This is a genomic window from Lentisphaerota bacterium (genome assembly GCA_016873675.1).
In the GTDB taxonomy this organism is placed as follows: Bacteria; Verrucomicrobiota; Kiritimatiellia; order RFP12; family JAAYNR01; genus VGWG01.
Map to the genome: position 1 here is coordinate 1 of VGWG01000164.1, position 4,605 is coordinate 4,605.

Annotated in this window: 3 protein-coding genes; all 3 read right to left on the reverse strand. The window is 63.2% G+C overall.

What is annotated here, in order from left to right:
* Positions 1 to 208 precede the first annotated feature (208 nt).
* Positions 209 to 1,402, reverse strand: coding sequence for a 23S rRNA (cytosine(1962)-C(5))-methyltransferase RlmI (locus FJ222_12130; protein ID MBM4165169.1), 1,194 nt, complete (start codon positions 1,400 to 1,402; stop codon positions 209 to 211).
* 35 nt (positions 1,403 to 1,437) lie between these two features.
* Positions 1,438 to 3,030, reverse strand: coding sequence for an LTA synthase family protein (locus FJ222_12135; protein MBM4165170.1), 1,593 nt, complete (start codon positions 3,028 to 3,030; stop codon positions 1,438 to 1,440).
* 104 nt (positions 3,031 to 3,134) lie between these two features.
* Positions 3,135 to 4,382 (reverse strand): NAD-dependent epimerase/dehydratase family protein, encoded by a 1,248-nt coding sequence (locus tag FJ222_12140; protein ID MBM4165171.1) that lies wholly within the window; start codon positions 4,380 to 4,382, stop codon positions 3,135 to 3,137.
* Between the last annotated feature and the right edge of the window lie 223 nt (positions 4,383 to 4,605).

Below are 4,605 nucleotides of genomic sequence, written 5' to 3' on the forward strand. Positions count from 1 at the left end.
CGCGGGACTCGTATCCAATTTGGCGAGGGGCTTCCGCAACCCGGAAATCCGCAGAATCGCCTTGTTTCACGCGCTCGGCGACCTGCCTATGCCGCCCGAGTACACCCACAGATTCTCGTGAAGTGCCCATAAAGTTTCACAACCGCGTGGAAATGTTGTCCGATCCCGGCAGTCGCCCCCCATTCCACCCCCGATCCGGAAGCGTCCCTCACCCGACTTGGCACAGCAGCCCCTTGAGATACAGCCCTTCGGGGAAGCAGACGTCTTCCGGATGGTCGGGGCCCTGCTGGAGCCGTTCGATGATCTGCACCCGGCGCCCGGCGTCCACGGCGGCGTCGGCGACCACTTTGTGGAACAGATCGGGCGTGACCAGCCCCGAGCAGGAGAAGGTCGCGAGCAGTCCGCCCGGGCGGAGCAGTTTCATCCCCAGCAGGTTGATGTCCTTGTAGCCCCGGCACCCCGCCATGACCTGGCCCTTGGATTCGACAAACTTGGGCGGGTCGAGGACGATCAGGTCGAACGCGCGGCGGCTGTCGCGAAACTGCCGGAGCACCTGAAACACGTCACCGGTAATAAACTCCGCACGGTCGGCGGCGATTCCGTTGAGCGCCGTGTTGGCGCGCGCCAGATCGAGGGCGGGCGCAGAGAGATCGACATGCGTCACCCGCGCCGCGTCAGCCATCCCCGCCGCCACGCCGAAGCCGCCGGTGTAGGCGAACGCATTGAGCACCTCCCGCCCCGCCGCGACCGACGCCACACGGGCGCGGTTAACGCGCTGGTCGAGATAGAAACCGGTCTTGTGCCCACCCTTCACATCGACGCCATACCGACACCCGTTTTCGCTGATCTGAATCTGATCGGGAGGTTCCGCGCCGCGCAGAACGCCAGCCACGGGATCGAGTCCCTCCCGGTCGCGGACCGTGGCGTCGCTTCGCTCGTAGATGCCCGCGCACGCCGGCAGCCGCCGCACCAGCACGCCCGTAATCTCACCCTTCCACCGTTCGACGCCGGCGGCGGTGAACTGGCAAACGATGAAATCGCCATAGCGGTCGACCACCAGGCCCGGCAAACCGTCAGACTCGGCGTTGACCAGCCGGAGCGCGTTGTCATCGCCGCGCAACACGCCCAGATCGGCCCGGAGCTGAATCGCCGCCGCGATCCGCCGCTCGAAGAACGCCGCATCAACCGCCTCCGTCGGGTCGCACGTCCACATCCGCACCCGGATCTGCGACGCCTCCGACCACGCCCCAAGCCCCAGGACCGTCCCATCATCCGCGATCACACGCACCGTCTCCCCCAGCGTCAGCCCGGCAGCGGCGCGCTCGACCGCCCCCGAAAAAACCCAGGGGTGTCGCCGCTTGATGGAATAGTCCCGCCCCTCTTTAATCACGACGTCTTTCATAGATCATCCTTTTAGAAATCCCGCGTTTACCGGCTTTACGGGACCGTTTGACTGAATAGTTTCTGGATGTACGATGCGGCATCCACCTGAGTCAATTCGCCCGAGAGCGCCACGGGCTGACCCCGGCTTTTCTGCTGACTGGCCAGGCGGTCGCCCACACGGTGGATAAACAGCGGCACCCGTTCGGCAGGGTCTGCTCGGACGCCTGCCTCTAGATCGTACTCGACCATGGCACGGTGGTCCCCAAAAACGACCACGAGCGTTCCCGCAGGCAGTCCGCCAATATAGGTTTCAATCTGGCGGTCGACGAAATGCATGTTATTAAAGAAACGGGAGCGGAAATCCCCCTTGCCGGCAATAAACGTCTGGTGCTCGGGTTCGAGATAGATGAACGGCTGGTGGCTGGTGAGCGTGATGAGGTAATGCAACTGGCGCCCGGCGCGGGGGGTTGCAGCGATCATCGCCCGCGAGATTTCCAAAACCGTGTCGTCGCGGATGCCCCACAGGCTCACAGGGGCGCCCAGATCGTCGCGCATCTCCTCCAGAAACAGCGTGCGCGTGAACCCCATCCGCATAAACGTCCGCTTCCGCTCGAAGAAGCGCCCGCTGTTCCCGTGAAGGGCCACGGAGGCGTATCCGGCCCGCGCTGCCACCTGCGGCAGCGTATTCTGATAGGGATATTTTTCAATAATGTACGTCATCAGCGTGGGCGAGGGCGGCACCGCATTGAGCATGACGAAGTCCGCATCGCCCGATCCGTTCCTGTGAAACGGCGCAATTCGGAACAGCATGGCATCTTCGGCGAGGCGGTTCAGGAAGGGCGTCACGGCACGCCCGTCCACATGGTGATTCAGGATCCGCCAGTCCAGGCTTTCCACCTGCAGCACGACCACATCGCCCGTCAGCGCCACCGGCGATTCGATGGCGCTCAGCCGGTCCGTCGCCAAGGCCCGTTGCGCGACGGCCTCGTCCAACAGGTGGGTCATGTCCCGGTACACGAACTCGCTTGCCCAGAGCGGCAGAAAACCGTAGGTCATTCCAAAACGTTCGTTGGACACGAACGTGCGCAGTTTGTCCGGGCGATCAATCTTCATCATCGCGACGCCTAGAAGCAGGCCATACCCCGCCAGCGCGGCCAGGCCAACGCTGAGTCTGCACGTCCGCAAATCAGCCGGTGGCGTCACCCGCAGCAGCAGCCAGACTTTTGCCAACAGGGCCAGCACCAGCGCCAGTAGCAAAAACCCATTGGCGTAGCCCCAGTTGAACTGCATCACCTCCAGCCCCTCGGAAAATTGCCCCTGCAGGGTATTCCAGGACAGCACACGACCGAACACCGATTGATAATAGTTCGCGCCCTGGGCGAACAGGATGAAGCCGATACACGCGAGGATCGTCCACACCCGCGGCAGCAGAAAGACCAGTCCGAGGCTGAACAACAGATCCAGCAGCAGGCGCACCGTCTGCGCGCCGACGCGTTTGGCCAACGGCACGGGATAGTCAAAATGAAAGGACAACGCCTGAAAGGCGAACAGTTCCAGCGCCCAGATCACGGCGACGGCCAGCAGCAGCGCCAGGGCGCGTGACTGCGCCGGACGGGCCGACTGGATCGTGGCAGGACGGTGGATCACTGAAAGGCGTTCCTCTCACCGGCAACGTGTACCATTATTCTGACTTCTGAATTCTGTATTCTGACTTCTCTCTTGCAAAACCCAGCGGGGTTTTTGCAAGAGCCTCACATCTTCTGATCCAGCCCCTTGCCGGTCTCGATGTGGGCGAAAGTGGGCAAGTGGGCCTTGAAGACCGCCACCAACTCGGCCTTGGTCACGCGCGGCCGGTGAAGACACGCGCGCAGCGCCTCAAACACACCGTCGATCTCCGCCAGACTCCGGCGGGGAGCGTTTTTGACGACCCCGAGGGCAGCGAAGCGCGTCAGGTCCAGATCCTCGCCCGGCGTATAAAACTCCTCATACGGCTTCTCGCCGCTGGTGTCGGACTCAAAGAAATAGACCGGCCACCGGATCGTGCCGCGCGGACTGTTCGCCAACAACCCGTCCGCCCGGAGCCGCGCCATCTTCTCCCGCGCCTCGTCCTCGCTGTGGCACACGTCGGCCTCCAGGCCCAGGGCGTGGAGCAGGTCGAGCGCCACCTGTTCAAACGGGATCATGTCGCGCGCCTCATCGAGCTTGGGAAAGAGGATGTCGCCGCTCTCCCCCAGGACCGAGGCGAGCAGGCACAGCTCGCCCGCCTCGGTCGGCGAGACGAAGAACCGCCGGATGCCGAGCGGGCAGGACCAGGGCTGGCGTTTGGACAGCCGCTCCAGAAAACCGAGCGGCAGGCTGCCGTTGGAAAACGCCACATTGGCGAAGCGGGCGGTGGTGACGGGCATCCGGCCGGCATAGGCCATGATCATTTCCTCCATCAGCTTTTTGCTCGCCCCCATGAGGTTTACCGGGTTGGCCGCCTTGTCCGTGGAGACGCAGAAGAAATGCTGCGGCGGACGCTCCAGCAGCAGGTCGAGCAGTCCGCGCGCGCGCAGCAGATTGTTCTCGACCATCGCCTCGATAGAAAACGGATCCTTCTCGCTGCGCACATGCTTGTGCGCCGCAAAATTGGCCACGATGTCAAACGGCCCGTGCGCGCGGAAGAGCTTGGCGAAGACGGGATCGCCGAAGCTGACCGGATAGGTGATAAAATCGGCCGGCAGGGCGGCGGCGCCACCGCTGCGCAGGTCGCGCACGAGTTCGGTCAGCCCGTTCTCGCTGGTATCCACGACGCACAGCTTCGCCACGTTAAACCGCAGGAGCGCCTTGATGTAGTGCGAGCCGATCGACCCGGCGCCGCCAATGACCAACGCCCGGCTGCCGTCGAGCCGCGCATGCAGGTCGCCATCGTAACGCGCAAAGTCCGCCGCGAGCAGGCTCTGCTCCCGCCGCGTCACCTGCTCCCGAATAAACCGATCCAAATCAAATGCGATGTCCATGCCTGACCGCCTCTCCCCCTGTGGGTTTTGTCATGCGCAGACTATACGTCGCTCCTCTCCCCGCCGTCAACTTAAACAAGCGAGGAAACAGGGTAATGGGTGTGATTTTGTTTCGTTGAAGATCAAGCGGCAGAGCGTAGGTGCGCGAGTATGGCGCTGATGCAGATGGCGTTTTTGTGTCGCCAGTGCATGCCCGCCTGTTTGCACCGTCTGACGACCAGGA